Annotated in this window: 22 protein-coding genes; 11 read left to right on the top strand and 11 right to left on the bottom strand. The window is 67.6% G+C overall.

Annotated elements, in window-relative coordinates; translation table 11 throughout:
• From HDA45_RS11920 to HDA45_RS43040, 4 genes are read right to left on the bottom strand one after another with little or no spacing between them, the layout of a single operon-like run.
• Window positions 1–2850, bottom strand: a complete 2850-nt coding sequence (locus tag HDA45_RS11920; protein WP_221471095.1) for a pPIWI_RE module domain-containing protein — start codon at window positions 2848–2850, stop codon at window positions 1–3.
• Complete coding sequence (locus HDA45_RS11915; RefSeq protein WP_184894664.1) at window positions 2847–6344, bottom strand: pPIWI_RE_Z domain-containing protein; 3498 nt, start codon at window positions 6342–6344, stop codon at window positions 2847–2849. The genes HDA45_RS11920 and HDA45_RS11915 overlap by 4 nt, the downstream gene beginning before the upstream one ends.
• The gene (locus HDA45_RS11910) at window positions 6337–7422 is read right to left on the bottom strand and encodes a pPIWI_RE_Y domain-containing protein (protein ID WP_221471094.1); all 1086 of its coding nucleotides are present in this window, start codon (window positions 7420–7422) and stop codon (window positions 6337–6339) included. The genes HDA45_RS11915 and HDA45_RS11910 overlap by 8 nt, the downstream gene beginning before the upstream one ends.
• Entirely contained in the window at window positions 7419–8960 is a 1542-nt protein-coding gene (locus HDA45_RS43040; RefSeq protein WP_221471093.1) for a PD-(D/E)XK nuclease family protein, read from the bottom strand. The genes HDA45_RS11910 and HDA45_RS43040 overlap by 4 nt, the downstream gene beginning before the upstream one ends.
• A gap of 136 nt (window positions 8961–9096) precedes the next feature.
• Between HDA45_RS43040 and HDA45_RS11900 the strand changes: the two genes are divergently transcribed.
• On the top strand, window positions 9097–10290 hold the full coding sequence (locus HDA45_RS11900; RefSeq protein ID WP_221471092.1) for a serine/threonine protein kinase: 1194 nt from the start codon (window positions 9097–9099) through the stop codon (window positions 10288–10290).
• 1257 nt (window positions 10291–11547) lie between these two features.
• Complete coding sequence (locus HDA45_RS42360) at window positions 11548–11874, top strand: hypothetical protein (RefSeq protein ID WP_246480678.1); 327 nt, start codon at window positions 11548–11550, stop codon at window positions 11872–11874.
• Window positions 11875–11997: 123 nt separating this feature from the next.
• Here the strand turns inward: HDA45_RS42360 and HDA45_RS11890 are convergent, their stop codons facing one another.
• On the bottom strand, window positions 11998–12225 hold the full coding sequence (locus HDA45_RS11890; RefSeq protein WP_184894662.1) for a hypothetical protein: 228 nt from the start codon (window positions 12223–12225) through the stop codon (window positions 11998–12000).
• Window positions 12226–12394: 169 nt separating this feature from the next.
• Between HDA45_RS11890 and HDA45_RS11885 the strand changes: the two genes are divergently transcribed.
• From HDA45_RS11885 to HDA45_RS11875, 3 genes are read left to right on the top strand one after another with little or no spacing between them, the layout of a single operon-like run.
• Window positions 12395–13498, top strand: coding sequence for an ABC transporter substrate-binding protein (locus HDA45_RS11885; protein ID WP_184894660.1), 1104 nt, complete (start codon window positions 12395–12397; stop codon window positions 13496–13498).
• Complete coding sequence (locus HDA45_RS11880; protein ID WP_184894659.1) at window positions 13485–14534, top strand: FecCD family ABC transporter permease; 1050 nt, start codon at window positions 13485–13487, stop codon at window positions 14532–14534. Before HDA45_RS11885 ends, HDA45_RS11880 begins: the two co-directional genes overlap by 14 nt.
• Window positions 14531–15325: an ATP-binding cassette domain-containing protein gene (locus tag HDA45_RS11875; protein WP_184894657.1), complete on the top strand. Its 795-nt coding sequence runs from the start codon at window positions 14531–14533 to the stop codon at window positions 15323–15325. The genes HDA45_RS11880 and HDA45_RS11875 overlap by 4 nt, the downstream gene beginning before the upstream one ends.
• Window positions 15326–15336: 11 nt before the next feature.
• Here HDA45_RS11875 and HDA45_RS11870 read toward each other — a convergent pair whose 3' ends face one another.
• Both HDA45_RS11870 and HDA45_RS11865 read right to left on the bottom strand, forming a co-directional pair.
• Window positions 15337–16062, bottom strand: a complete 726-nt coding sequence (locus tag HDA45_RS11870) for a hypothetical protein (RefSeq protein WP_184894655.1) — start codon at window positions 16060–16062, stop codon at window positions 15337–15339.
• 38 nt (window positions 16063–16100) lie between these two features.
• Window positions 16101–16664, bottom strand: coding sequence for a sigma-70 family RNA polymerase sigma factor (locus HDA45_RS11865; protein ID WP_184894653.1), 564 nt, complete (start codon window positions 16662–16664; stop codon window positions 16101–16103).
• Window positions 16665–16824: 160 nt separating this feature from the next.
• Between HDA45_RS11865 and HDA45_RS11860 the strand changes: the two genes are divergently transcribed.
• Window positions 16825–17031, top strand: a complete 207-nt coding sequence (locus HDA45_RS11860) for a heavy-metal-associated domain-containing protein (RefSeq protein ID WP_184894651.1) — start codon at window positions 16825–16827, stop codon at window positions 17029–17031.
• A 148-nt stretch (window positions 17032–17179) separates the two neighbouring features.
• Here the strand turns inward: HDA45_RS11860 and HDA45_RS11855 are convergent, their stop codons facing one another.
• Window positions 17180–18844 (bottom strand): AMP-binding protein, encoded by a 1665-nt coding sequence (locus HDA45_RS11855; protein WP_184894649.1) that lies wholly within the window; start codon window positions 18842–18844, stop codon window positions 17180–17182.
• Window positions 18841–20406 (bottom strand): CoA transferase, encoded by a 1566-nt coding sequence (locus HDA45_RS11850; RefSeq protein WP_343072054.1) that lies wholly within the window; start codon window positions 20404–20406, stop codon window positions 18841–18843. Before HDA45_RS11850 ends, HDA45_RS11855 begins: the two co-directional genes overlap by 4 nt.
• A 118-nt stretch (window positions 20407–20524) precedes the next feature.
• Between HDA45_RS11850 and HDA45_RS42350 the strand changes: the two genes are divergently transcribed.
• The 4 genes from HDA45_RS42350 (at window position 20525) to HDA45_RS11830 (ending at window position 24007) form a co-directional block, all read left to right on the top strand.
• Window positions 20525–21643, top strand: coding sequence for an acyl-CoA dehydrogenase family protein (locus HDA45_RS42350; RefSeq protein ID WP_184894645.1), 1119 nt, complete (start codon window positions 20525–20527; stop codon window positions 21641–21643).
• Between the two features lie 95 nt (window positions 21644–21738).
• On the top strand, window positions 21739–22392 hold the full coding sequence (locus tag HDA45_RS11840) for an ATP-binding cassette domain-containing protein (protein ID WP_184894643.1): 654 nt from the start codon (window positions 21739–21741) through the stop codon (window positions 22390–22392).
• Window positions 22389–23243, top strand: a complete 855-nt coding sequence (locus HDA45_RS11835; RefSeq protein WP_343072053.1) for a metal ABC transporter permease — start codon at window positions 22389–22391, stop codon at window positions 23241–23243. Before HDA45_RS11840 ends, HDA45_RS11835 begins: the two co-directional genes overlap by 4 nt.
• Window positions 23204–24007 carry an ABC transporter substrate-binding protein gene (locus HDA45_RS11830; RefSeq protein ID WP_184894633.1) on the top strand — a complete coding sequence of 268 codons (804 nt, stop codon included), beginning with the start codon at window positions 23204–23206 and terminating at the stop codon, window positions 24005–24007. The genes HDA45_RS11835 and HDA45_RS11830 overlap by 40 nt, the downstream gene beginning before the upstream one ends.
• On the opposite strand, the gene HDA45_RS11825 is transcribed toward HDA45_RS11830, so the two are convergent.
• Window positions 24008–24994, bottom strand: coding sequence for a sugar ABC transporter permease (locus HDA45_RS11825; protein ID WP_184894631.1), 987 nt, complete (start codon window positions 24992–24994; stop codon window positions 24008–24010).
• A complete protein-coding gene (locus HDA45_RS11820) occupies window positions 24991–26172 on the bottom strand; it encodes an MFS transporter (RefSeq protein ID WP_221471090.1) in 1182 nt (393 codons plus the stop codon). The genes HDA45_RS11825 and HDA45_RS11820 overlap by 4 nt, the downstream gene beginning before the upstream one ends.
• An 81-nt stretch (window positions 26173–26253) precedes the next feature.
• On the opposite strand from HDA45_RS11820, the gene HDA45_RS42115 reads away from it, so the two are divergent.
• Window positions 26254–26472 (top strand): hypothetical protein, encoded by a 219-nt coding sequence (locus tag HDA45_RS42115; RefSeq protein ID WP_221471089.1) that lies wholly within the window; start codon window positions 26254–26256, stop codon window positions 26470–26472.
• The last annotated feature ends 331 nt before the right edge of the window (window positions 26473–26803 follow it).

The raw sequence follows: 26803 nt of genomic DNA, 5'->3' as shown, positions 1-26803 counted from the left end.
TCAGGTCACGGGCGCCTCCGTGGCCGAGCTGTCCGGTGCATCGTCCGCGTTCCGCATCGGCAGGATGTACTCTTGCGCCTTCTTCGCGAGGTGCAGCGGCAGCGGACTGCTGAGCGCGTCGCGGTAGTCCGGTGCCTGCCGCAGCTGGTGGACGGCCATCGCCAGAGCGTGCGGATCGTCCTCATCACGGTTGTGGCTGAGAACCGCTATTTCGACGAGGCCGGGATTCCACGCGGGTTTGTCGATGTCGATCGTCGGCAGATCCACCCGGTCGCCCAGACGGATCGGCCGGTTCTGCAGTTTGTGCGCTCCTACCGCGGAACTTTGCGCCGTGGAAGCTTTCGGAGTGGTGCTGTAGAAGATCCGGTCGTTCTCCGCCGCGGCACTCGTCCACAGATTGGCCGGCAGGCCGTTCACGCCGTCGCCGTCGGCGAGACCCCACCACTGCGGAGTCTCCCGTCGCTCCCCGGTGCGGATCCGGACAAGCCGTAGCCAGGGGTTCGGCCGTCCGGCCGGCGCGACGCCGGTGCGGATGAGATCCCGGCGCACCTGACCGTCTTGCACCCATGTCCAGAGATTCCTTATGTTCTGCGCGTCGACGAGGACGACGGTCGGGATACCGCGGATCTCGTCCGAGGAGAGCACCCGGTGCAGGAACTCCTCTGTGGCGGACCGTTGTTCGTCGCGGGTTCGGGGCCAGTCGAACCATGATTCCTCATGTTCACTGTCATCGGCGAGGTCGTGTTCGGAGACCGCGGCGAGCGCGGGCAGCCGGGCCAGATAACGCGGATATGCGATCCAAGCTCCCATTCCTTCGACAGCTTCGGCGTCCCAGGCCAAGATCTCCCCGGGACCGCCGGCGCCGGGACGCACCAGCACCGCGACCGGGAATTTGCCCTTGGCCGACCGAGCGGTGGAGCCCCGTGCCTTCGTCGCCGTCCAGACAGCCAGGTACTGGGTTCCGACGGGTAGGCCTGCCGGGATGTCGGTGCGCGGCACGACCGTCGCTCCCAGCTGCCGCAGCGCGTCCACCCAGGACGACTCGGCCGCGGCGGGCAGTGTCTTCTCCGCGTGCGACGACCCGGGCGAGGTGATGAACTGGGTGACGACCCCGCTGTCGGCCGCACCGAGCCGCAACGCGAACTTGGGATCGTTCCGTCCGCGGAACACAGTGCGGCCGTGGATCTCCACCAGCGCGACCGAAGGCACCGCCGCGTCCGCGCCGTTCTTGGCGAGAAACTCGCCCATGTCCGCCCGTCGCTTGGCTAGCGCCCTTGCCGCGCGATCCGCCCGGCCTTTGGCCGGTTCCCCTGACACACCCAGGCTTTCCGTCAACCCGTTGTCCATGCGCAGGCAACTCAACGTCACAACCAGCTCTCGAGTCCGCCACCGCAACACGACGGGTTCTCCGCGGCCACTGCGATCGTGAGCCTGCGCGCTCACCTCACTCGCCCCGCCGTCACCTTCGAGACCGAGCACTTCGGCAAGCGCGACGATCGCTTCGTCGCGGGTCCGGTCGGTGCGCCACATCAGTCGCGCGGCGAACTCGGGAGTGCCGGACCAATCCGTGTACAGGGCGGCCAGCGACGTGCGGCGGGTCAGCCGGAGCTTTGCCTTGCCCTCCGCCGTGCGTTCGCTGGAACCGCCCTTGCGGACGTTGGTGGGCTTGTTCGCGGGTAGCTCCGACCGGGTGAGGTCGGAGACCCTTGCCAGATCCGGCAGCAGAGCCTGCTCGGCCCACTCGACAAGGCGCGAGCGCTCGTGGGACATGAAACCCGCGCCCACACCGTGCTCACCCATGGGTGAGCTGTACGCGATCAGCGCGTCGACGCCTCGTTCGCCTTTGAACCACCGCTCAGGGTCGCTGAGGAGTCCGGCAGGATCCGGGAACGACCTGGTGCCGAGAGCGAGCCGCTCCATCAGCTTCGCGAGATCCCCCTGTCTCCACCCGAGGTCGTCGTCGAGCTTGGCCACGTGTGCCACGCTGTAGCGTTCGCTGACGGGGACACCGGGCAGCCACGGCGCGACCGGACGCAGGTAGACGGCACTGGCCCGGCGGTATCCCAACCGCACCAGCCCGGTCTTCGGGTCGGGGTGGGTGGCCCAGCGGCGCACCCCGAAGTGCAGGTGAACGCGTGGCCGGGGATGGAACGGCATGGTGTGGAGAGTGATGGTGGCGACGACCGAGAACCACCACCTGCCGTGCTTGTCGTCGTGGAAGAGCGGCTGGGACATGAGCTCCGCCCCCTGCTGACGCGACCGCCGCGCGACAGACCGAAAACGCAGTACCTGCTCGCCGGAGTCGTACGGCTCCAGCTCCTGGATGCGGCGGGCGAAGTGCTGCGTCGTCAGCAGGTACTGGGGGCCGTCCGGTTGCGCGGTCCCTCCCTCGCTGACGCCACATCGCGTGAGCGAGATCTTCTTCTCCTGCTGCCACACAGGGGGTTTGGCGAGCAGCACATCACGGACCCGGTTCGCCTCGTCAGGATGATCCGAGCCGAGCTCCTCGATCCAGAACTCCAGCAGCCGTAGCAGGATCGAGACCGGCAGCGGCTCCCCCGCGTCTTCCGGACAGTACAACCAGGTCCGCGGCCCCTCGCCCTCCGCGACCAGGCGTGGCAACACCCCGAGACGCACATCCAGGGCCTGGAGGAGCGAATCCAGCCGCCGTGTCGGCGGCGTCTGCCATCGGGACCGGCCCGTCCGTTCGAGATTGACCAGGTCGAGTATGTGGGTGGCGAGGGCCTCGGGGAACTGCAAGTTGTGGAAGTCCACGGTGAGCCCGTCTCCGTCTGCGACGGTTTCGTAGGCCGCCCGGCGGATCGCCGTGTAGCGCGGAGCCAAGGTCATGTCCTCCTGGAGAGAAGGTCTGGGCCGTCCAGGTCGACGGGTTCGACCTCGTCGAGCATCCGGCAGAGCGCCAGGTAGACGGGCTTGTACAGGAGCTCGGCGAGCCGCATGTCCGCCGGAGCGACCGGGTCGTCGTCCGGGCGAGGTTCGAAGTACGGGCGCAGGGCGTCCCGGATGCCGTGGAGCAGGCTTGACCGGGAGTGGTCGCGCCGCCGTCGCCGAGCGTGCTTCTGCGCGTTCGGCGACCGTGCTTCGGCGATCGCGAGTTCGAACTTCGCGTCGACGAAGACAACCCGGGCAGCGACTCCACCCCGGACGAGCCTGCCGATCACCTGCCAAAGCACGACCAGCTGGTCCCAGGCGAACGAGCGCTGTTCGTCTTTGCTCAGCACGGAATACGCGTACTTGCGGATCAGAAGCCGGCCCCACTTGCTGCGAGCCAGGGCGCGGAACGCCCGGCCGGCGGAGTCGAGCGTGTCGTGGGATGCCACGAGGGCGGCGAAGGAAGCCGGATCGGTGTCCTCGGCCGTGGGCAGGCCTCGCGTGTAGCGGCTCTCCCAGTCGTTGATAGCGAGCACGGAGAGCCCGATGTCGGTCGGCACCGGATGAGGCCGGGTGAGCAGTAGGGCCACCCCGAGCGCGGCGTCGTTGTCCCGGTTCAAGATGTTGTACCCGCGCTCGATGGCAAGCATCGGTGCGACGAGCACCCGGGCCATGGCGTCGGTGGCGAAGAGACCCGCGTTCCCGCGACGGATGACCCCGGCGCGGTCGAGGTCGTCGGTCCCGTCGGCGACCGCGTCGTCAAGATCGGCGTTGTCCCGGACGAGCGCCTTGACGTGACCGTGCCACCCGGGCATCGCGTCCAGTTGATCCGCCACGTCGCGGGCTTCCTGGTAGTTCCCGACGAGGAGCAGCGCACGCTGCCGGTTCGGATTCCCGACAGCCCGGATCTCCTCTTCCAGCGGCGAAATGCCACTCGGGCCGGGCTTGCCGAGCTTGTCGACGAGCGAGCGCAGCAGTGACGACCTGATCCTGGGCGGCCGCCCCGACAGGCTGATGGGGTTCCCGTCGGCGTCGTGGAAGAACCGCATCTTGAAAACGGTTTCCTTCACACGCTCCTCGGCTTCGTGTGAGGGCCGCAGGACCGCGCTGACCGGTGCGACCACATGCGCGCGGGTGGACGTCCCGGCCCAGCTGGTTCCCGAAAGCAGCAGTACATGCGGCCCGCCGCGGCCGGTGGTGGTGTCCACGCCGAGAGACGGCAGGGAAAGCAGCAGTTCCCGCCCGACACCAGTACACCGGAAGAAACGCAGCGTCCCGGTCACCCCGTCGCGGTGGCCGTCACCATCGTCGACGACGTACTGGAAACCCAGCACGTTGCCCATCGGCGACTCGGGTACGAGCGGCAGGTAGTCCATCGGTGGGCGGCGGATCAGCTCGTTGTCCTTGGCGTCCAGTCGCATCGCGTCTTCGACGAGTGGCCAGAGGTGCGTCAGGCGGTCCAGCCGGTGGTGCAACGCCGATAGCAGCAGGACGAACTCCAGCTTGCGTACCTGAGGGTCGGTTTCGGCCACGTGACCCGGTTTTTCCGGCGTGCCGAGCACTAGGAGCTCACCGATCACCGCGGCCAGCCGATGAGCGACGGCCTTGCGGTTCAGGGTGTGCAGCAGGTCTTGCGTCGTCGCGGCCAACCGGTCGGCGAGAGTTTCGTAGGGGCCGTTGTCGCCCAACGGGTCGTCGCGGAACTGGTCGAACACTTTCGCGGCCTCGGCGCGGGAGACCCCTGGTTCGGCCGCCGGGATTTCCTCGTCTTCCTCGTCATCGGTCCCGGCGGTTCCGGGTCGGTACAGCTCTTTCAGGAGTTTTCCCTGCAACGTCCAGGAGTTGAAGTACTCGATTCCCACCCAATCCCGCAGGCTTTGATCCGCGATCAGCATCGAGTAGAGCTGGTTCGTGGCACCGGAAACGACGGAGAGCGCGACCTCCCAGTTCCGCACGTAACGGTCGGACAACTGGAGGCGCCCGGCCCGCGAAAGTTCGAGGATGTTGTGCCTGTACAAGGTGTCCAGCCACGAATGAGGTTCGCGGGAGACGAGTGTGGCGGTCGGCGCGAACACCATGTCGAGGTTCATCATCACCCGGTCCGCTTCGTCGATGACGACGAGGTCGCTGCGCAGACAGGCCAGTTCGAGCTGGCGCAGGCGTACTCCGCCCACGTGGGTCTGGAGCGGGCTGGCCACGAGCGACGCCATGTTGGCGACCCACACCCGTGCGCCGACCTGGTCGCGGGCGTTCACGTGCCGCGGGCATTCGTGCCACAGAGGACAGCTCGATGGGCTCGGGCGCTTCCGGTCGGTGACCTGGCTGTCCACGGCGTAGAGCCGTGTGCACGGCGCGTCGACCGAACGCACCGGCGTTTCCGCCGCCCGAAGCGCATCGAGGGGGCAAGCCGTGCCAAGGTCGGCGAACCCCTCATCCTCGTGGTGCCCGGCGAACCGCACATGGCCGTTCGAGGCGAGCCGTCGATGCAGTCCTTCGACGTGCTGCTCGCGGTTGGAGGAACCGATGATCGGCACCACCTTCCCGACGTCCAAGAAGCTTCGCAGTTCTCTGGTCGTGGCGAGCTGTTCCGCGACGTCGCCGACCACGAGCGTGATCCGCAGTGGCTTGTCCTGTCTCACCGCCCAGACCGCGAGCACCTTCATGAGGGTGCTCTTCCCGACCCCGACCACCCCGACCGCGTGGAGGAGCCCGTCGAACCGCAGTCTGTCGCCTTCGACGAAATCGTGTCCGTGAATGTCACGGACGAGCAGTCGCGTCGATTCGATACTGGCCTGCCAGTTCGCTCGCTCGTCCTCGTGGGCGCGCGTGTCCATCCATCGGGCGGTCTCGCCGAGCGCCGCCCAGGTTATGTCGAGGGGCTCTCCGTTCGTCACCGTGTGGGACATGAGGTCGTGCCCCGGCACGTCGCGTGCGCGGTCCGCGACGTCGGCCGGGATCTCCACCTCGACGCGTTCATCGCGGTCGTAGTAGAAGTATCTGCCCGCTTTCGCCGGAGCGGGCCTGCTGTCGACGTAGTCCGGAAGGGTGCTCAGGGCCTGTTCGTACACCGGGAAGCGTGTGGTCAGGGTGGTCGTCCCGGTCCATTCGAAGAAGCTGAAATCCTCCGCAATCCGGAACGCGCGCAGATCGGAGTCCACCCCCTGGTAGTCACGCAGGGCTTCGAGCCAGGACTCTGGTCTGCGCAGCGGCCAGAGGCGGTGCCGCACGCAGGTGATCATCCAGGCTTGCGCCGGGTCGTCCGCCAACCCGCTCTCCTTGGCGAACGGGTAACCACCGAGGAGTGGCCAGACCGAGGTCGGAGGCTGCGCTTTGTCGAGGCGCGACAACAGGGTCAGGCCCAGTTCGACCGGGCAGAGCACTTCCAGGGGCAGCTCCAAGGTGGTCTGTCTGAGCTCTTCGGTGAGCTCGGCGTACCACTTCTTGCTACGCATGACTGCTCGCCTCCTGCCGGAGCATGTCGGCGAACTGGTCCTCGGAGAAGATCCGGGACGACTTCGCGTGTTCTGTCGCGATCCGCTGGTAGCCGGGATCGGCGTCGATCCGATACTGGGCGACGACCCAGTACGCGATGTCGGCGCCGGTGCCCGCGACCGATGCCGCGATCGCCCGGCCGAGTAGTGCCGGGCTGTGCCAATCGACGATCCGCACGGTCCGGGCTTCCCCGCCGGGCACGGTCACCCGCAGATCGCCGGTACCGGTCAGTGGCCAGTATTCGACCCGGACCCCGGCCCGGGCTATTTTGTCGCCGAGACGCAGGACTGCCTTGCCGGGATCGGAAACGAACTGCCGGTGCCGGCGATCCCCCTGAACGCGGATCCGAACTTCGTAGTCCCAATACTCACCGGGAGTCACGAGGCCCTCGGCCGCGCATTCCTCCCGCTCGCACCACCAGCCTTCCTCGCCGGCGGGCAGCAGGAGGCCACCACAGCCGTCGCAGGCGTGGATCCTCCCGTCGATGGCGAAACCAGGTCCGATCTTGACGTAGAACTTGCCAAGGTACTCGTCGAGAACGCGGACCCCGGGTTTGAATACCATGCTGCTGAGCCGCTCCTCCGTGAGGACCGGGTGCGCCGCCAGCACGTTCCGCGTGGCGCCGTACGCCGACGTCCGCCCGCGTTCCGCCGCGAACGCCGCCATCTCCGCGACCTGGCGCGACACCTCCAGGAACGGATTGGCCGCCTCCGCGCAGAGAGCGATCTCGTGGCACAGCGCGGTCGGCGCGCCTGAAAGTTTGTCGACCAGAAAGCCGTCGTCGGGATAGACATCCGTGGGGAGCACTAAGGGCCAGGATCCCAGCGGGCGTTGGTAACCCCAGCGGACCAGCCCCGGCGCCGAGGACGGTGGGCGAGCGCCCCGGCGCAGGCAATGCAGGGCCAGCCGGTCCAAGGCGCTTTGGACCTTCGCCGGATACGGCATCCGGAAGGCGGTCAGATCGCGCAGCTCGTCCAGGGTCACGAGGGCTGAGGCGACCGTGCCGAGCAGCTGCTCCTCCTTTCCGAGAGTGGTCACGGCTTGGCTCGCCCACCCGTGGTCAGATACGCGACACCCGGCGCGCACCACCGGCGGACCTCGCAACCCGCACAGCCGTCGCCGGGGTTCGGGGCGTACATGGTGTCGCCAAGCAACGGCCTCACCAGCTCTCCGACGACTTCCCGGGCTTCCGCCACGAGGGCCGGGCTGGCGGGGTCCAGCTCTTCGAGAGCGCACCCGTCGGATCGCAGGTGTTCCAGTTCGACCCGGGATCCGCCCGAAGAACGTTCCGGTGCCCCGGCGGACAGGATCAGGATCGCCAGTGCCAGCTGGGGGACCTGGCGCAGCAAAGGCTGGTCGCGCCTCAGCCTGCGGCGTGACGTTTTCGTCTCCCTCCACACCCACCCGCCGGCTCGCCGGTACAGGAGATCCGGCGTGCCGCCGAAGACCACATCCAGGCTCTTGTCATGGGCGACCACGAACCGGTCCTGCTCGTCACGGACTTCTTCGACATCGGGGAAGGGACACAACGCCGCGTGCTGAGCCAGCATCTCCACCGCGGTTCGCCGGCTGTCTTCCGGGAGCGCGGCGACCTCTTCGCCCGCCGGGTCGCCGGGCGTACATCGGCTGGGGTGGCCGGTGTGCCGTATTCGCAAGGTGGCGTCGACCGCGCGACCGATTTGGATCGGCTGGCCTTCGACAAGGGCGGTGTCGCGGAGTTTCAGCTGCCTTTGCAGGTGGTAGCGCGCCGGGCAGCCCTGGTGGTAACGCAGATCAGTGACCGACAGTGTCCGCCGCGGGCCAGGCACGGGAGGAACTTTCGGCAGGAGTTCCGCCGACGGCAGAGCGGCACAGTCGGGTGTGTCGGGGCATTCGGCGCAGTTGCGGCCCGCTCGCCTCGCAGTGCCGTCGACGATCTCGAGGAGTCTCGGCGCGATGAGATCCTGTGCCTGTTGACGGACTTGAGCGGAGGTCCACTCGAGAACCGGCATCGCGACAGGTGACCTGGCGCCGAACAGGACGACGCGCACTCGATCCGGGGCGGTCCCCCCGCCGAACGTGGCCACGTTGGCTGCCGCGGTGGTGACGATCTCGGGCCGTTCCGCCGGAGCGGTCAGGCCCATCAGCCACATTTCCCGGATCGAGTCGTCCTCGGATCGATATCGGCGTCCCCAGCAAGTCTGCTCGTACCGTTGCACTCCACGTTCGTCCACCGGATCCCGGCGATGGGAGATAGTCCACGGGAATCGCACCGGGATCGGGCACGGCGTGTGCATGGCGTCCTGATGCGCCTGCCATGCCGCGCGGTAGTTGCGGAACGCCTCGATCGACCAAGCCACCAGTCCTGGATGAGCCGGTGGGCGGTCGGTCCCGAACGTCCCCCGAGTCCGCGCCAGCTCGTCGATCACTGCAGCGTCGTCCCGGCCGCTGAATTCGGAGAGGTCCGCCGCGGCCATGAGCGGGCCCAAAGTGAAGTCGGTCCAAGTCGACCTCCGGATCTCCGCGCGGCGCCGGGCTTTGTGCGCCAGCGCGCGAGGGCAACCCGCCGAGCCGGTGTCGGACGCACCGACCCGCACAATCTGTCCAGAATTTGTCACGCCGTCCCGTTCTTATCCGGTTCCGCACCTCTTCGGCTCCGCAAGAATCTTAATTGCCGGGAATTCGGGACGGTCGCGCAGGGGGCGATAACCCTGTCCGAGTAGCCTTCCGCGCATGACGAGTATGGCTGACAATCCTGGGGCGAGCCTTATGGGCGGCGTGGTGCTCGGGCAGCGTTTCCAGGTGGTCGAACAGAAGGGCGCCGGGGGGATGGGTGTTGCGTATCGTGCGCTCGACCTGGAAACGCGCAAGCAGGTAATTGTCAAGATTCCGCAAGTGCCGGCAACGGTTGATTTGGATTTCGAAGCTCGACGGCGAATCATGGGCCGATTTGACAGAGAAGGCAGGCTCTTGAACGAGCTTGAGCACTTCAACATCCCGGCGGTGATCGATCGGGGCGAGTATGGTTCTGTTCCGTACCTGGCAATGACCTACATCCATGGGGACAAGCTGACCAAGTATCGCCAGAACACGGTGCCCCGGCTCGCGGAGTTCGCCGCGATCGGCTCGTCTGTCGCGAAGACACTCGCCGCTTGTCACTCGACTGGAATCGTCCACCGCGACCTGAAACCCGACAACCTCTTGGTCGGTGAAAACGGCGTCGTCTACGTGATCGACTTCGGGATCGCGCTGCCCTTGAACAAGGACACGTCGAGGTACACGAGGAACTTCGTCGGGACCGACGACTATTCGGCGCCGGAACGCTTCCTGGGAGCCGAGCCGGTCGAACAATCGGATCTCTACAGCCTGGGTTGCGTGTTCTACCACCTGCTGACAGGGCGGCCTCCGTTCGTCGTGGACGGCAGGAAGACGCTCGAAAAGCAGCACCTGGAGGACAGCCCAGCACCGCCGTCACGCTTCGTCGCCGACGTCGATCCGGGCCTGGCGGACCTGACCCTGGCCCTGCTGGAGAAGAAGATGGAAGACCGGCCCGGGATCGAGGCGGTGCTTGAGGTACTGCGTCCTCATTTGCCGACGGTCGGCGCACTTGAACCCAACCCGGTGTCCCTGCCCGACGTGACGATCCCGTACCGCACTCCGGATGCCGTCCACCCACCGGAAGCGGCCGCCGGTCACCGTTCGACCTCCGTGCGCCCATTCCGCGCTCGAGAGCGGCGCGACTTTCTCACCGAAGCCGACATCGTGGAGGCCATCCGGCAGGCCACCTTCGAGCACGACAGCGGTGACGGCGCGGCCGCGGCCCTCATCCTGACCGAGCTGCGCAGTCAAGCGATCGAGACGTTCGGAGAGGGCAACCCCAAACTGGTGCCGATCGAACGGGCTTTGAACCTGTTGGAAGGCCGCTGAAGTCGAAAACTGACCGGTGCAGTGCCGGAACGGCGGACCGTGAGCCGGGTCGGGTCAGGACGGCTCTGGAGTGGATGGTGATTTCGGGCTGACGTTCTGAAGGGCTTTGTCGAGGTTGTCGGGCTCGACACCGAGTTCGGCGCGGGCGATGTCGGGTCGAGGACCATGGCGGTGGAGTGCAGTTTGCTCCATTGTGCCGGGTCGAAACCGATGGCGGCGTTGGAGTAGGTGACGTCGATGTCCGGTGGACCGCTCTCAGGCCGATGCCGGCACAAGGTGCCACAGGGTTCCGAGGCCACGTTGGCGTTGCCCTCGCTGGATTACACCACCACGAGCACGGCGATCAGGGGCGAAACGCGGTCGGATCCAACCGCTCTGCGGTCAGTGGTCTACCTGCCCTGTGAAGCACAAGCGGCGCGTTTGGTCGTCGCCATTCGAGCGGTACCCGCTGATCTGCATGGACTGCCGGTCAGCCGATCACCGGGGCGGCAGGTGTCGCGCCTCAGTCGGGTACCGAGTAGCCGGGACAAGTCCTGCGTGCCGGGGCCTTGTCATCCGCGTCGCCCGTCAGGTTCCAGACCTGCGACTCGGTGAGACCGTCCTGTTGCTCGCCGCTACTTACGCCGACGTCCTGCGGCGACCGCACATACTATCAAAGCCCACCGAAGGCACCCGAAAATTGGGTTAAACCTCTGGTGGGCTTTGATTTCTTACTGTGCGCCATCAGGGAATCGAACCCCGAACCCGCTGGTTAAGAGTCGGCACCTGGGCGTGTCGGATGGTGTCGAGTGATGTCGGACAAGACCTTTAGTCTGGTCGCGGCGCTTCCGCTGTGTCGGGATGTACCGCCTGGTGTCGGACTGTTTCAGACCTCTCGGGCTCGTCTCGGGCTCGCAGCTGCCGGGTTCTGTCGCCTGGTCCAGCGGATTTGGTTGCCTGTTTTGACGGGTGTGAACGATGACAGTGGGGGATCGTCGCGATCCGGTTGCGTCGGCTGTGAGCACGATGGTGAGGACTGTGGTCGGGCTGACGTTCCTCTTCGGCTTCGGCAATGTGTTCGCGCTCGCCCTCCGGCTGGGGGTTCCGGTGTGGGTGGCGCCCTTTGGTCGCGCCTGCGGTTGACCTGACGATCGTGGCGTTGCCGGTGACGATCCGTCGCCTCTCGGCTCCCGGGGCAGCTTCTGAGGTGCGGCGCTCGGCGCGGCGGCTCCTTGTTCTCGCGAGCGCGGTGACGCTGGCACTGAATGTGCGGAACCTTTGATCGCTGGAGAGATCGGCAAGGCGCTGTTCGATGCGGTGGGACCGATGTTGCTGATCGGCTGGTCCGAGGTCGGGCCGGGCTTGCTGCAAGCGCTCGCCGAGCTCCGCAAGAGTGCGGAACGCCCGGCCGATTCGGTGCCGTTGAACGTAAAGGTGAACGAGGGCCGGAGGTATCGAACGTGGTCGGCTCAGGGCTTGGATGGCGATTTGGTTGAGCGGGCGAAGCAGATGGACGCTCGCCATCGAGAGTTGCACAAGCGCCCGATCTCGGCTGAGGGGCTTCGTAAGGCGTTGGGCGTTGGTGCGGACGTTCCCGCGCTTTGACGCGTCTGGTCCGGTCGGAACGAAGTAGTCCGTTGTATGCCGCCTCGGAGCCGATGTCCTGATCGACGTCGGTGGGTGGTGCACGGCGTCCGCGCAGCAGTCACGGGGCGCCGCTCCCGTGCATCAGGCGCCGGTCTTGGTGAGGAGCCCGTCCAAGGTGCCGGTTTTGATGTCGGTGACGAGGACGTCGAGCTGGTCGAGGCTCATCTCGATCTTTTGGCCGAAGTCGTCGGTGATGATCACCCGGCGTTCGGCCGGGGCGTCGTCGGCGATGAAGAGTTCGGGGCAGCCGCAGTTGCATTGTCCGCAGAAGGTAGCGACGTGACGGAGGTTGTTCTCTGGTACGGACATGGGCCTGCCTTTCGTAGTCGGCGGTGTCTTGTGGGTAGTCGGACAGGGTGGGGATCAGGTTCCCCGGTCTCGTTGCTGTCACTCGACCGGCCTGTGCAGGTGTCGTGATCGCGTACGGAAGGTCAACTTGACGCGGAACTTTTTCGCGCGCTCGTACGACTTTTGGGTCATGTCCTCTCTTGACGGCGCGCGCCGCGCCGGACGTCTGGTTTCGCGCGTCCTGATGGCAGGCGTGATGCTCGCCGTGGTCGCGGCGTGCGGCAGCGGTGATCCCACGCGTGCTGATCGGCAGGCGGGCGCGAGCGTGCCGCCTCCTGCTGTGGCGACACCCACGGCGTATCCGCTGACGATCGACAATTGCGGCCGCAAGGTCACCTTCGACGCGCCCCCGAAGCGGGTGGTGCTGCTCAACGGCACGTCGGTGGCGGAGGTGGAGAGCTTCCTCGCTCTCGGTATCCAGGACCACATCCTGGCCAACAGCCAGTCCTACGAGGTGTCGGACGATCCGTCTTTCGTGGACAGGATCAAGGCTGTCCCCAGGGCGAACCTGAAGCTCAACGAGAACTTCGAGGTCCCGCGTGAGCAGGTCCTCGCGCTCAAGCCGGATCTGGTGGTTTCCACGTGGGCGGGTGGTTTCGACGACAAGGTCGGTTCGGTCACCCGTGATCAGCTGGACGCGGCGGGGATCAAGAGTTTCGTCACGCCGTCCAACTGCGCGAACGGCGACCTGAACGCCCGGCCGGAGGACAAGGAACGGTACGAGAAGCAGTCTGTGGAGTCGTCGTACGAGCTGCTGTTGAGCCTTGGTGAGATCTTCGACGTGCAGCAGCGTGCCGCCGATTACGTGAACAAGGCCCGCGCCGACATCGCAGCCATCCAGCAGGAAGCGGCGGGGAGGGAGCGCAAGCATGTCCTGGTGGTCTATCCGGGCATGTCGATGATGAACAACAACGGGCTGCCCGCGGTGTTCGCGGGCGGGATCTTCGACGACATCGTCGACCGTGCGGGCGGGGTGAACGCGTTCGCGGGCAAGACGAACACCCAGCTCGCCGAGATCAACGCCGAAGCCCTCGCCTCGGCTCGGGTCGATGTGCTGGTCGTCGGGTTGTTCCAGCCCGGGGAGAAAGCGGACGTGCTGGCCGAGGACCTGTTCGCGAAGTTCCCCTATTGGCAGGCGTCGAAGAGCAAGACCTTCACCAGCGTCTCCGACAGCTTCTACCTCGGCCCGCTCAACACGGTCGCGATCCGGAAGATCGCCGATGCCGCACGTTGACCAGCGGCGCCCACATCTGGTGCAGGGCAAGGGGTTCACCGTTCTGCTCGCCGGGCTGATCGTCTCGTTGGCGGTGACGGTCGCTTTCTCGGTCGGCGTCGGCACCGTCGATGTCCCGGTCGGGCGGGTCGTCGCCGTGGTTTGGGCACATCTCACCGGTGACACGGCGGGGCTGGATCCGCTGACCGATCAGATCGTGTGGACGTTCCGTACGCCGCGTGTGCTGCTCGCGGCGGTGGCCGGAGCAGGACTGAGCCTGGCGGGGTTGTGCTTACAGACCTTGGTCCGGAACCCGCTCGCCGATCCCTATACCTTCGGCGTGACGGCGGGCGCGTCACTGGGCGCCGTCGTGGTGATGACGACCGGGGTCGCGGCGGCGATCGGCGTCGCGGGCGGTGCGTTCGCGGGTTCCTCGGTGAGTCTGTTCGTGGTCTTCGCCATGGCGCAACGCGGGGGCAGGCTCGTCGGTACCAGCCTTGTCCTGGCCGGGGTCGCCGTCGCCTATCTCGGCATGGCGGGAACCGGGTTGATGCAGTTGCTGGTCGATCCGTCGGAACTGCGCGGGGTCATGTTCTGGTTGCTCGGCTCGGTCGCCGGAGCCTCGTGGGCCGATCTCGCGATCCCGGCCGTTGCGACCGCGGTCGCCGGGCTGTGGCTGATGAGCCGGGGCCGGATGATGAACGCGCTCGCGACAGGCGAGGACACCGCGGCGGGGCTGGGGGTCGACGTCAATCGCCTGCGCGTCCTGTTGCTCGTGGCGGCTTCGCTGCTCACGGCGACCGTGGTGAGCGTCGCCGGCGGGATCGGCTTCGTCGGTCTGGTGGTCCCGCACGCGGTGCGGTTGGTCGTGGGCCCGGACCATCGCAAGGTGATCCCGGTGTCCCTGCTGGGCGGTGCGGTGTTCCTGGTACTGGTCGATCTCGCCACCCGCACGGTGAACAAACCGAACGAGATGCCGATCGGCATCTTCACCGCGGCGCTCGGCGCGCCGTTCTTCCTGATGTTGCTGCGTGGCCGGAGGAGAGCGCTGCGGTGAAGATCCAGATACGGGACGTGTCCGTGGTGATCGACGACCTCCCGATCCTCGGCGATGTCGATGTGGACGTCGAATCCGGTACCGTGACCGGGCTCATCGGCCCCAACGGGTCCGGGAAGAGCACGTTGCTGCGTTGCGTCTACCGCGCGTTGAAGCCGGTCCGCGGATCCGTCCACATCGGAGAGTCCGACGTCTGGCGGGGCACCGCGCGCGAGGCCGGGCGACGGGCGGCTGTCGTCGTCCAGGACCACGATCTCGACAACGGGTTCTCGGTCGAGGAGACCGTCCTCATGGGACGGACCCCGCACAAAGGCATCCTGGAACGGGACAACGTCGGTGATCGCGACATCGTGCGGGACGCGCTCGGCCGGGTGGGGATGGCCTGGGCCGCCCGGCGGGTCTTCACCCGGCTTTCCGGCGGGGAACGGCAACGAGTCCTGGTGGCGCGGGCGCTGGCGCAGAAGACACCGGTCCTGTTGCTGGACGAACCGACCAACCATCTCGATATCGGCGCGCAGCTCGGCCTGCTCGATCTCGTTCGCGAACTCGGGTTGACCACCGTGGTGGCCCTGCACGATCTCGATCACGCGACGACCTACTGCGATCGCCTGGTGCTGCTGCGAGCGGGCCGGGTGCTTTCCGCCGGATCTCCGGCGGAGGTGCTGGAGCCCGATCGGGTGGCCGAAGTGTTCGGGGTGCGCAGTGTGATCGTCCCGCACCCGATCACCGGCCGCCCACATTTCGTCACAGCGGCCACCTCGGTCCCGGAAGCCTCACGCATCGTGGACTGAACTCGCAGGGGTCACGCGATCTGGTGCCGCCCGGTGGGTAGGCGGGGAGACCCGTCATGGTCGTGTTGCGGCGATGCGACGTCGGTGAAGCCCGGCGAGGTGAGCTCGTCGGCGGGCACGATGAAGTCCCCGGGGGCGGGCACCGGTGGGAGGCGTACTTGCCGCCGCACCGCAATGAGCAAGCCGACGCCGACGACCACAAGTGAGTGCGACAGAACCCGCTCGGCGGTGACCTGTCCGCTTATGAGATCGATCGTCGAGACCGTGCCGAGCACGACGACGAATCCGGCCAGTACCGGCACCAGGCCGGCCGCGGTCCGCGGGCGGAGCGCGGCCCAGAGTAAGCCGATGCCGACCGCGAGGTTCCAGGCGGCGCTCTCGTTGCCGAGGTGTGCGGCGCCGGTTACCCCGGCGTGGCCGCCGTGACCGGTTTCCGGCATGATCAGCTGCCCGAACCCCAGTCCACTTTGGATGAGTGCGACGATCGCCAAAGCGATGCGCAGTCCCCATCGTTCCAGCGAAGGCAAGGCGGCGATCCGCAGGATCCGGTCGGTCAGGTCGGGGATCTGCGGTGCTTTCCGGATCAGCATCAGTCGCCGCAGATCCATGGCGCGTTCCTGCCAGTTGCGGCAGTACGGGCAAGCGCGGGCGTGGCGGGCGAGCGCGGCTTCCGGCATCGTCTCGGTCTCGCCGTCGAGCCGGCAGGAGAGCGATTCACGGAACTCTGCGCACTTCACGGGTAATTGGTCGTACTCGAGCCGCGTGGAGTTCCCGGTCAGACGACCGCGGTCTTGCCTGTGGGGGAGTCCGCGTTCATGGCGGTCACGAGGTCGTCGCGGGCTCGCGCGATGCGGGACCGGATCGTCCCGACCGGGCAGCCGCAGATCTCCGCCGCGTCGGCATAGGAGAGCCCGAGTGTCTGGGTGAGCACGAACGCCTCCCGCCGGTCGGGGGCGAGTGCGGCAATCAGCTGGTCGAGGACGACACGTTCCTCGAACCGGCTGCGAGCGGGCGGCTCCGCCTGATCGATCGCCGCTTCCCAGTCCGCGACGCCGGATCGGCGCGGACGTGACTGCGCGGCACGGATGTGATCGACGACCACACGGCGCGCGATGGACAGCAGCCAGGTCTTCGCGGAGGAATCACCCTTGAACCGGGGAAGACTCCGCATGGCGCGGATGTAGGTCTCCTGGGTGAGGTCGTCCGCGGTTTGCGCGTCGCTCAGGCCGGCCACGAATCGCCAGACGTGTGGCTGGGTCGCGCGCAGGAACAGATCCAGGGCAGCCCGATCGCCGCGACCGGCCAGCTTGGCCACACGCGTGACCTCGGTGTCCTCCATGCGTTGCCGCCTCACCTTCATGGATACGCGCAGATCACTCGATCGGTTGAAAGGAATCTTGCGACATTTCCGGGGAACCAATCCCGCGTGCCGCCCGACCTTGTTACGGCGAGGCCACTGCCTCGTCACAACCTGGGCACAGCAAGGAAAGCGAGCGAAGATGACCCAGAACACCTATGCGGTGACTGGCATGTCCTGCGGGCATTGCGCCTCCTCGGTCAAGGAAGAGATCGGTGAGATCCCTGGTGTTCGGCAGGTCGATGTCGACGTCCCGACCGGCAAGGTCGTGATCGTCAGCGACATCGCGCTGGAACCCGGCCTGGTCGAAAACGCGGTCAAGACAGCCGGATACCAGCTCGTGGGATGAGGAGCCCGGACCGGCGGCGAGGCGTAATCTCTCAGGAGTAGAAGACACGCTTCGCCGCCGGCCTTGGTACGTGGACGGCGGCATGCGCCCCGACGGCACCGCATCCACTCAGCAGTTGTCGCGTGCGCAAGCCAAAAGTTCCCGATCTCTAACTGGGTTTCGCCTTGTCCGTCGCGATGACAGGAAACTCACGGTGCTCGACGGCCAAAGCCCGCAAGACCCGCCGGTCGACTTTCCCCGCGGGCCCCAATGGGAGCGAGGGAAGAACCACGAGCCGTTCCGGAAACTTGCGTCGCTCCAGACCGCTGCGCTCCAGATGGCCGGTCAGATCGTCCAGGGACAGCGGGGTTTCGCTGGCGACACAGGCACACAGGCGTTCACCGAACAGCGGATCCGGGACCGGGACACACGCGACGTCACGGATCGCCGGGTGAGTGATCAGAACGGCTTCGACTTCCGCCGGGCTGATGTTCATGCCGCCGCGGATGATCACGTCCTTGCGCCGCCCGACGATGGTCAGGTAGCCCTCGTCGTCGATCCGCCCGAGGTCGCCGGTGCGGACCCAGCCGTCCGGTGTGCGATAGCGGGCGTCCAGCTCCGGAGCGCCGACGTAACACAGCGGGGACATCGGGCCGCGGGCGATGAGCTCACCGACTTCGCCGATGGGAAGTTCCTCGAGGTGTTCGTCGACGACCCGGATTTCGGCGACACCGGGATTCGGGCGTCCGGCCGTGGTGACGCGCTCGACCGGGTCGTCGAGGGCAGTGTGCGTACTGACACCGTCTGCGGAACCGTAGAGGTTGATCACCGGGCAGCCGAGCGCTTCCCGGCCTCGGCGGGCGGTGGGTTCATCGAGCACGGCACCGCCGATCACGACAGCCCGGAGGCTCGACAGGTCGGCGCTCGCCAGCTCGGGCGCGGAGGCCAGCTGGCGGAGCATGGTCGCGACGCCGAGGAGATGTGTCGGCCGGGCTCGTCCGATCAGGCGCAGTGTGGCGGCCGCGTCGAACTTCGGTTGCAGCAACAGGGTTCCGCCGAGAGTGGCGAGGGTGACCGAGGTTCCGCTGCTGCCGAACGCGGTCGCGAGGGGCACGAGGAACAGATTGCGCATGTCCGCCGGGACGTCGTGCAGTTCGGCGAGCATGGTGCCCCGCCCGCCGGCGAGCGCGTTGTGCGAGTAGGCCACCATCTTGGGTTCGGCCTCCGAACCGGAGGTCACCAGGATCCGGGCCGGCGCGTTCGGATCGGGCCGCGCCGGCCGGAACGAACGCGCGTCCGCGGCCAGGAGAGCATGGATCGGCACACATCCGGCGGGGGTGTCGGTGCCGACGGCGATGACCGCGCGCAGGTCGGGCAGTTCCGCGGCGAGGTTCCGGATTCCCGCGGCGCAGGCGAAATCCCCGTGCAGGGTAACGGTGATCACCGCGACCGCGCGAGATCGGCCGAGCAGGCTCGCCGCCTCCCGTTGACCACGTCCGACAGGATACGGAAGGGCGATCGCGCCGAGTGCCGCGATGGCCAGGTCGGCCGCACAGGCGAGACGGCCGTTGGGCAGCTGGACCGCGACCACTTCACCGGGCTCGATCCCGAGCCGCGCGAGCCCGGCGGCCAGCCGTCGGGCCATGTCGTCGAGTTCGGCGTAGGTCAGTTCACCATCGGCGTCGATCACGGCGATCTTGTCCGGCTGGTCGAGGCACTGGCGGGCGAACAACGTGTAGAGGTCGCGGTCGGGATAGCGCCAGCCGGCGCGGACGTCAGCGGGGACGAGGTCGCGGTAGACCGGTGTCGTCCGGGCATGCGGGATCGCGGTCATGAGATTCTCCAGGGAGTGCGCAGGGCCGGACAGCCGTATTCGTCGCGTTCCAGCACCGCGGTCATACGAGGGTCTTCGAGGAGCGCCGGCAGGTCGTGGGTCACCGCGACGCCGAGTTCGAAACGTGGCGAGACCGGTGCCGCCCGAAGGGTTTCGGCGGCCCCGAAGAGACTGCTCTCCGCCGAGATGCCGGTGTCGTGGCGCCGCCGCGCGAGGAGCGCCGCGACGACGGTTTCCGCGCCGAGCAGGCCACCGAGGACGTCCAGCAGGGTCATCAGCGACGGCGCGGATGGTTCGCCTGCGGGGCCGACGAGTTCGGCGAGACCTGTGCGGGCCTGCACCATGAAGTCGGTGCCCGGCGGCAGGTCCGTTTCGGTGGAGCCGCCCCATCCGGAGGTGTAGGCGTGCACCAGGCCGCCGTCGAAGTCCTTCGGGGCGAGGCCGAGTTCTTCGGCTTTGCCGGGTGCCCAGTTGTGGAGGAACACGTCAGCGTCGGCGGCGAGCAGTTTCAGCCGATCGCGGTCGGCGGCGGATTTGATGTCGAGTTCGATGGAGTCCTTGCCGCGGTTGAGCGCCAGCCATCGTGCGGAGATCCCGCCGGTGCAGGGTGGCATGCCCCGTAACGGGTCTCCGCCGGGCGGTTCGACCCGGGTCACGTCGGCTCCGAGGAGCCGGAGAAGGTGCGCTGTGAGCGGCGCCTGGATGCGCCGTCCCGCTTCGAGAACCACGTGTGAGCGCAAGGGCGGCCGCCGTTGCGGTCGAGGTTGTTCGCGCGGAGAGCCGCCGGTTTCCCGCAACGTCCACGGAGTTCCCGAGGAGAGCGGTCCAGGAGAGTGCAGACGGCAGATGTACATGCCCGTCCGCGCGGCGACGTCCGAGATCGCCGCGAAGGAATGAGCACGGGTGGCCTCATGCAGTCCGCTGGGCAGGGGAGCGGTCGCGGTGGCGTAACGGAACTGGAACGGCCGCCAGCTCGATCGGATCGCCGAGGGATCGACAGCGAGCGCCCGCCAGAAATCGCCCCACGGTTCCGGCTGGAGCGTCTCGATCTCGAATCTCACGTCGTCCGCGCTGACGAACGGAGGACCACCGGGGCTGAGATCCACGGCTTCCGGATCTTCGGCGCCCGCTCCGGCGAGGTATTGGGAGACGGACAGAAGGGCGGCTTCGGCCACGCTCGTCTCGATGCGGACAGCGCGTTCACTGCTGTGCAGGCTCGCCAGGAATCCCGTCATGGCCAGCACTCCGGCAGCGGTCGAGCAGTAGTCGACGGCCACCGCCTGCGGTGCGCCTCGGCGGCGGCCGTTGACGTGCATGACCCCGCAGACGGCCTGGACGGGGAGTTCACCGGTGAGGCCGGGCTCGTCGACGGGGCCGGACCAGGAGACGCCGATCTCCCGCCGGGTCCCGTCGGTCATGTTCACGACCGCTTCGGCGGCCGCGCCCGTTTGCGCGCCGGTGGTCACCTCGGCTCCCAACGCCCGCAGGTGCCCGCGCAGGAGGTCGGCGGTCGCGCCAGTACCGTGCACCCGGGCCGACGCTCCCGCTAACAGTTGGTCCACCTGAGTGACCACCGTCTGTCTGCCTGCCATTGAGCTAGCCTCCACCTCGCATGACGACCACGTGTCGTGACTAAAGTCGGATGGTTTCCGGATCGAGTTCCCTCGAAAGTGTGGTTCTGTGACGCCAGAGCACGAGCGCAGACTTGCCCGGCGGGTGCGGGAATTCATCGACACCGCAGTGATTCCGGCCGAGGATGCCCTGGACGAGGGCGATGGACAGCGGCTCGACGAGCTACGCGAGCAAGCCAGGAGCGCGGGATTGTGGGCCTTGCCCTTGCCGGTCGAGCACGGTGGCGGCGGCCTCCCTTCGGCCGACTACTTTCGTCTGGCCGAACACGAAGGACGCAGCGATCACGGGCCGGACGTACTCGGCTCCGCGTCGCTGTTGAACGCCCGGATGCTCGCTTCACACGCCCACGCCGATCGCCGCGACAACTGGATTTCTTCGCTGGTCGCCGGCGAATTGTCAGTGAGCTACGCGATGACCGAGCCCGGTGTCGCCGGATCAGATCCCCACGCGATGCGGACACGCGCCGTGCCCTGCGACGACGGGTGGCGGGTTACCGGGCGGAAGTGGTTCACCACCGGCGCGGCGAAAGCGGACCTTGTCCTGGTGATGGTTCGCACCGGCGACGAACACTCGCTGCTGGCAGTGCCTGCCGGCGGCTTCGAGATCGTGCGGGAACTCGACGTCCTCGGAGCGGGAGGGCAGTACGAGATAACGTTTTCCGGGGTCTTCGTGCCCAAGACCCAGTTGATCGGCGACGAAGGACAAGGGCTCGCCCTCGCGGGCGAAAGACTCGCGCTGGGCCGCACCCTTCGCGCCTTGCGCTGGGTCGGGCAGGCGCAGCGTGCGACCGAGATGCTCGCCCTGCGTGCCACCGGGCGGCGGCTCGGTGGTGGAGTGCTCGCCGACCGGCAGCTGGTGCAGCGCCTGGTGTTCGAGGCCGAGCTGCAGGTTCGCAGTGCCCGGCTTCTTACCGCGGAAGCCGGTGGCCTGGTCGCCGCGGGAGAGCGTGCGGCGGTGCAGGTCAGCCTGGCGAAGGTGGCCGCCGCGCGAGCACTGGAGACCGCCGTCGACGGCGCGATCCAGGTGTACGGCGCCGAAGGCCTGACCGCGGCCACAGGCCTGCCGCGCCTGTTGAGAACAGCACGGGCGGCGCGCATTCTCGACGGGGCCGACGAGCTGCACATCGAGTCGGCCGCGCGCAGGCTCTTCCGCTCTTACCAAGGGTGATGGGCCGCACACCAAAAGTTCCCGGGAACCAACCGGCTCGCCGGCGCGACTAGTTCGCCGAACGACGACCGGGCCCGTGAACGAGGAGTGAGTGCGTGGCGGAGGCAGCACGGATCGCGCTGTCGCGCGTGTCCTGCGTCCATGGCCGGACCCAGGTGGTGCGCGACGTCGATCTGCTCGTCGAACCGGGTCAGCGGGTCGCGCTCACCGGGACCAACGGTTCCGGCAAGACGACGTTGCTGCGCGCCGTGCTCGGGCTGCACCGGGCCGTCATCGGTGAGATCGACGTCGACGGCCACCGGGCGCGCACAGCCGCGGACTGGGATCGGCGGCGTCGCGTCGCCGCGTGGATTCCGCAGCGGCAGTCCACCGGCCGATTCCCCCTGCTCGCCAAAGAACTTCTCGCGAGCAGCGGCGCCGCCGCGGAAGCACTCGACGCCGCGCACCAGCTCGGTGTCGGATCGCTGACCGGCCGTCCACTGCATACCCTCTCCGGCGGGCAGCTGCAACGCATGTATCTCGCTCGCGCGCTCGGTTGCGTCGCCGCGGGCGCGCGGGTGCTGCTGGCCGACGAGCCGACGGCCGCCCTCGACTTCGCCGGGCAGGAGGACGCCGCGCGCCTTCTGGCGTCCCTGCCGGTGACGCTGCTCGTGGTGACCCATGACCGCGCGCTGGCCGCCCGATGCGACCGCGTGCTCGAGATGGCCGACGGCCGCCTTCGGGAGATCACCGCCGAGGTCGTCCAGTGAACGCTTCGCTCGGTGACCTGCTCCAGCTGGCACCGGTCCAACGTGGACTGTTCGGGCTCGTCCTCGGCGCGATCGGACTGCCGATCATCGGGGTCGTCATCATCGGGCTGGACATCATGCCGGTGCGGTTCGCGATGATGCACGTGGCGTTGTTCGGGATCGCCATCGGCATGCTCGTCGGCCTGGATCCGTTGCTGTGCGCGCTGATCGCCTGCGGCCTCTCCGGCGGCGCCCTCACCCCGCTGGCGCGAACACCGTCCGGGCTGTCCGGCGCGATGGGACTGCTGATGAGTCTCGCGATCGCCGCGGCCCTGCTGGTGCTGTCCGTATCCGGCGTGAACGCCAACGGCGCGTTCGAGCTGCTCTGGGGGTCGATCCTCGCCACCCGCACCTGGGACGTGGTGCTGCTCGGTGTACTGGCGGTCATCATCCCTGCGCTGTTCTTCGCGCGGCGACGTCAGCTCGCGCTTCTGCTGCACGACAGGGAACTCGCGGCCTGCTCGGGTGTCCGGGTCGACCGGCTCACCTTCGTGCTCCTGCTGCTGGTCGCCGTTTCGGTCGCGGGTGCCATCCGGCTGACCGGCGCGCTGCTGGTCGACGCGCTCACCCTGCTCCCGGCACTCGCCGCGCGCCGGGTCGCGAACTCGTTGCACGGCATGGTGATCGCCGCCGTCGTGATCGGCCTGGTGGTCAACGTCGCGGGGTTCCTGCTGTCGCTCGTCCTCGATCTTCCGCCCGGCCCGGTCCTGGTACTGCTGGCCGGCGCGGTCACCCTCGTGTCGTATCTGGTTCCCGATTGGAGAAAACGTCAATGGCATTCGGCAGACACTTCTTCCGTGCAGGCGCACTGACCTTCGGCGCGGTTCTGCTCACCGCCTGCGGTTCGAGCGGGGAGTCCGGCTCCTCGCCCAGCAGCGCACCCGCCGTGGGGGAAGGGCCCACCGTGGTCGCCGCGACCAGCTGGGAAGGAGCGTTCGCCAAGGCCGCCGGTGCGGGCAAGGTCACGGTGATCGTGCCGCCGTCGATCAAGCACGCGCCCGACTACGATCCGAAACCGTCCGATCTGGCGGCGGTCGCGAGCGCGCAGTATCTGCTGTATGCGCCGTTCGAAGGGTTCGCGGGCAAACTCAAGGAAGCCGCCGGATCCACGGCGAAACCGGTGGAACTGAACCTCGACAACGCCAAGGACAACGTCGAGAAGGAGGTCCGCCGTCTTGCCGGGATGTTCGGCACCCAGGCCGCTGCCGAGAAATGGATCACCGGTTTCCAGCAGGAATACGACCGCCTCACCGCGGATGTCAAGAAGGCTTGGCCTGGCGGCAAACAGCCACAGGTGATCGAACAGGCCTTCGTGAAGTTCGCCGCCCAGCTCTCCGGCGCGAACGTTCTCGCCACCTTCGGCCCGGAGCCCGTCACGGCGAGCAAGCTGGCGGAGCTGTCGGCGAAGAACCCGCAATACGTCTTCGACAACGAAGCCATGACCACGGGCACCGTCCTGCCGGGAACACCGGCCAAACAGATCAACGTCGTCAACTTCCCGGGCGAAGACCTCGATCTGCTGCCGGTGTACCGGAACAATGCCAAACTGCTGACCGACGCGTTCGCTGCGGCCTGATCAGAGCGCGTCCGCAGGCACCCGGCCTGCCAGGATGGCCAGCGCCAGGAGCAAGAAGAAGTCGCCCCACACCAGCTGATGCGCGGTTGCGACACCGCGACTCAGATCGTGGCAGCCGTCCCAGAGACGATCGTCCTGGACGTGGTCGCGGACCTGGACCTTCACCAGGTCCGCGGCCTCATCGAGCAAGCCCAGCTTCGCCATGGCCACCGCGGTGATCACCGCCGCGGACGAATCCGGCGGACTGCCCTGGATTCCGCGTACCGCTGGAAAATTCCGCGGTAAGTGAGCTAGCCGCTGTCTGGCGGGTTCGGCCAGCGCAGGGTCCAGCCACCGGCTGCCGTCGGCGAGGCTCAGCAGCAGCCAGGCATCGCCTCGCGTCCAGCCTGGTGGAGGCTCAGCCGAAGGCCCCCATTTCCCGGAGACGTAAGTCCAGGCGTTCCCGCCGATCTGCTCCGCGAGCGACACATGTGTCCGAAGATGCGATGCCGCAACGGCTTTCTCCCCAACCCAGGACAGCAACGGCACCGCACCGGCGGCCCCGTCCGTGCGGGCGAGCGGAGGTGAAGCCACATCACCGAAGGCCGTACCCCAAGGGAGCACCGCGGACGCCTCATCGAAGGTCGACGCCAGGGCGAGTGCCGCTCTCCGGGCGAGACCGGCGTGGGCGGAATCCACGCCGAGCCGTTTCGCTGCCGCGGCGCCGTACCAGAAGATCAAGCCGCGGGTGACGGTGTCGGCATCGGTCCATTCGGCCAGCCGCGCTGTCCACCGGCCGGCTGTCACGCGGTGCTCGTCGAGACCGGTCAGCCGTGCGCGCAACCAGAGCTGGCCGACCCAGAACCCGGCCGTCCAGGAACCGCGCCGGGTCGTCTTCCACAAGCCGGTCGCCGGATCGGCCGACAAGGGAAACCGTTCACCCACTTCGGTTTCCGTCGCCGTCACCCGGTCAAGAAGACGATCGAGCTTCTCGTCGATCCACGTCATGAACGTGGATCCCGGCTACGCCACCACCACGCGACCCCGGCGGCGGCCAGGAACTCGGCGGCCACGAGCAGCCAGCCGGCCTGATAACGCCCTCCAGCCACGGCCACCACTGCCCCGGCGACCGGCGGCCCGATCGCGAATCCCGCGAAGAATCCCGCCGACACCACCGATGAATCCCGGGCGACCGAGCCCGCGGGCGAGGTCGAGATCACCGTCACCATCGACACCGCGTTCGCCGATGCCGCGAAGACGCCCAACCCAGCCGCCGCGACCCAAGCCCAACCCGGCCACCAGACTGCCGCCGCGACGAGCCCCAGCGCCGCGACCGCCGACCCGGCCGTCAGCGGGCCCAGCAACGAACCCGGCGAATCCGACTTCGCCGCGACCCGTGACCATCCCACCCGGCCGGCGATCCCGGCGACCCCCAGAACCGCGACCAGCCCACTCGCGACACCGGCGGGAAGCGCGAGCTGCTTCGTACCGAACAACGTGATGTAGGTGTTTACCGCCGAGATACCCGCTCCCAGCAGGACTGAGAAGCCACACAACCACCAGGCTTGCCCGGTCGGTTTGACCACGGTCCACCGGACGGCTCGCACCGGCTCGGCGTCCGGCTGCAAGGTCAGCGTCAGCAGGCCGGCCATCACCGCGATCCCGGCCGCGATCCCCACCGCGACCCGCCAATCCGAAGCCGCGGCGATCGCGGCCAGCGGCAGCCCGGCGAAGAACGCCCCCAGCTGGACACCGGACTGTTTCCAGCCCGTCACCCCGCCACGTTGTTTCGCGGGAACCCGCGTCGAGATCAGCTGATTCGTCGTCGGATTCGCCAGCGCCTGGGGCACGCCGGACGCGGCCACCGCGACCACCAGCAGCCCGTAGACGGGCGCACTGGCGAACCCGGCCAACACCACACCAGAGAACAGGAAGAGCGCGATCAGGCACCGCCGGGGACCGAGCGCTGCGACCACCGGTCCCGCGAACAGCGACAGGGCGGCGGCCACGGCGAAGCCGACCGACACCAGCACACCCAGCAACGGTGTGGCGATCCCGAACTCCGCCACCAGCGCGGGGCCCAGCGCACCGAGCAAGAACAGTGGCAACATCGACCAGGTCATCGCCGCGGTCAGCAACGACGTCAACGGCAGGGCCGATCGGGTGTTCGGTTCGGTGCTCGTCACGGACATCTCCACATCGTCACGCCCAACAGTCGCATCGACGGCACGGAAAGTTCCACGACGCCGCTCGGGATGAGACGTCGTGTGGATCAAGCGCAACCGCGATCGCTGGATCCCCAGGGCTTTCTCGAGCTGCGCGACGGCACCGTGGTGCGTTCCGGCGGCGGGATCCATGATCCACAGCTGATCGGTGGCGGGTTGGAATCCGAGTGCTTCCCAGGTGCGGCGCACCCTTTCAAGTGCTGGTTCGAAGGTCGAGTCGTCTTTGAGCAGGGCGCGGTCAAGGTCGATGGGGAACGGTAGTACGGCGACAAGCCGCGGGTCAGCACAGAGCCAGCGGAGCAAGCGCGCGGTGAGCAGTCGCCCGACTCCGCCGAGGCCGCGCCAGGCCGGCGCGAGCCGAAATCGTTGGTGGGCTTTGATTTATTACTGTGCGCCATCAGGGACTCGAACCCCGAACCCGCTGGTTAAGAGTCGGCACCTGGGCGTGTCGGATGGTGTCGCGTGATGTCGGACAAGACCCTTTCGCCTGGTCGCGGGGCAGCCGCTGTGTCGGGGTGTGTCGCCTGGTGTCGGACTGTTTTAGACCTCTCGGGCTCGCACGTGCTGGATCGTGTCGCGTAGTCCGGTTACT

Source organism: Amycolatopsis umgeniensis, assembly GCF_014205155.1.
In the GTDB taxonomy this organism is placed as follows: Bacteria; Actinomycetota; Actinomycetes; order Mycobacteriales; family Pseudonocardiaceae; genus Amycolatopsis; species Amycolatopsis umgeniensis.
The sequence above is the reverse complement of the archived record's forward strand: the minus strand, read 5'-3'. Positions and strand labels throughout refer to the sequence as shown.

What these genes read in the sequence shown, in the direction of transcription:
- HDA45_RS11830 (WP_184894633.1), top strand. Translation starts at nt 23,204, where the DNA reads ATGGCATTCGGCAGACACTTCTTCCGTGCAGGCGCACTGACCTTCGGC.
- HDA45_RS11900 (WP_221471092.1), top strand. Translation starts at nt 9,097, where the DNA reads ATGACGAGTATGGCTGACAATCCTGGGGCGAGCCTTATGGGCGGCGTG.
- HDA45_RS11860 (WP_184894651.1), top strand. Translation starts at nt 16,825, where the DNA reads ATGACCCAGAACACCTATGCGGTGACTGGCATGTCCTGCGGGCATTGC.
- HDA45_RS11885 (WP_184894660.1), top strand. Translation starts at nt 12,395, where the DNA reads ATGTCCTCTCTTGACGGCGCGCGCCGCGCCGGACGTCTGGTTTCGCGC.
- HDA45_RS11865 (WP_184894653.1), bottom strand. Translation starts at nt 16,664, where the DNA reads ATGGAGGACACCGAGGTCACGCGTGTGGCCAAGCTGGCCGGTCGCGGC.
- HDA45_RS11920 (WP_221471095.1), bottom strand. Translation starts at nt 2,850, where the DNA reads ATGACCTTGGCTCCGCGCTACACGGCGATCCGCCGGGCGGCCTACGAA.
- HDA45_RS11915 (WP_184894664.1), bottom strand. Translation starts at nt 6,344, where the DNA reads ATGCGTAGCAAGAAGTGGTACGCCGAGCTCACCGAAGAGCTCAGACAG.
- HDA45_RS11855 (WP_184894649.1), bottom strand. Translation starts at nt 18,844, where the DNA reads ATGACCGCGATCCCGCATGCCCGGACGACACCGGTCTACCGCGACCTC.
- HDA45_RS11880 (WP_184894659.1), top strand. Translation starts at nt 13,485, where the DNA reads ATGCCGCACGTTGACCAGCGGCGCCCACATCTGGTGCAGGGCAAGGGG.
- HDA45_RS11890 (WP_184894662.1), bottom strand. Translation starts at nt 12,225, where the DNA reads ATGTCCGTACCAGAGAACAACCTCCGTCACGTCGCTACCTTCTGCGGA.
- HDA45_RS11825 (WP_184894631.1), bottom strand. Translation starts at nt 24,994, where the DNA reads ATGACGTGGATCGACGAGAAGCTCGATCGTCTTCTTGACCGGGTGACG.